At 71.0% G+C, this 1,199-nt stretch carries 1 protein-coding gene; it reads right to left on the bottom strand.

The window, feature by feature from the left end; all coding sequences use genetic code 11:
• The coding region (locus tag ACZ6ZR_RS05300; protein WP_465639551.1) for a tetratricopeptide repeat protein at nt 1-1,199 on the bottom strand (1,199 nt) is incomplete at both ends.

The raw sequence follows: 1,199 nt of genomic DNA, 5'->3' as shown, positions 1-1,199 counted from the left end.
GTCCGCCCCAAGGACCCGGACGCGGTCCGGAAGGAGCTCGGCGTACGCAGCCCTGGCCCCCTCTGCATCCCCAGCCTCCCCCCGCCAATAGGCAAGGTTGTTGCGGGTGGTGAGGGTGTCTGGGTGGTCCGCCCCAAGGACCCGGATCCGGTCATGGATGACCTCCGCGAACGCGGTGACTGCACCCTCGGCGTCCCCGGCCTCCCCACGCCAGTAGGCAAGGTTGTTGCGGGTGGTGAGGATGTCGGGGTGGTCCGCCCCAAGGACCCGGATGCGGTCAGGGAGGAGCTCGACGAACTCGATCACAGCGCCCTCGGCGTCTCCGGCCTCCCCCCGCCAGTAGGCAAGATTCGCCCGGGTCGTGAGGGTGTGGGGGTGCTCTGTGCCAAGGACCCGGATGTAGTCGGCCAGGAGCTCGGCCAACGCGGTGACTGCACCCTCGGCGTCCCCGGCCTCCCCCCGCCAGTAGGCAAGACCGTGCTGAGTGTTCAGGGTGAGGGGGTGCTCTGGACCCAGGACCCGGATGCGATCGGTGAGGAGCTCGGCACAGGCTTCGCTGGCGCCCGCCGGGTCGCCCGCCTTGCCCCGCCAGTAGGCAACGCCGAGCTGGACGGTGAGGGTCCCGGGGTGGTCCGGTCCCAGCGCTCGCGTCATGTCCCCGAACAGTGCGGCGTAGGCGATGGCTGCGCCTTCCGTGTCCCCGCTCCGACCATGACAGTTGGCGTGGCTCGCGCGCGCGAAGAACGTATCCGGATGGTCACGGCCCATGACCCGGACCAGATCGGGTAGCAGCTCGTCGAAAGCTCCCGCTGCCGCCGGGTCACCGGCTTCGCCTCGCCAATAGGCCAGATCGGCGCGGATGTTGAGCGTGCGCGGGTGGTCGGGTCCCAGAGCTCTGAGAACGTCGTCCAGCAACTCCACGTACGCGGCGACGGCGACGGCCGCGCCTCTGGCCTCGCCTTGCTGGTCGGCGAGGTTTGCGCGGGTGGTGAGGGTGTCGGGGTGGTCGGGGCCGAGGATCCGGCTCTGGTCGGGGAGCAGGGTGGCGAGGCCCGCGGCCGCGCTTGCCGGATCTCCGGCCTCGCCCTGCCAGCAGGCGAAGCTGTGACGGGTGGTCAGGGTGTCGGGGTGCTCCGCGCCCAGGACGCGGATGCGGTCGGGTAGCAGAATCGCGAACGCGGCGGCCGCACCCGCCGGAT

Source organism: Kitasatospora sp. NPDC088742 (assembly GCF_055584905.1).
The sequence above is the reverse complement of the archived record's forward strand: the minus strand, read 5'-3'. Positions and strand labels throughout refer to the sequence as shown.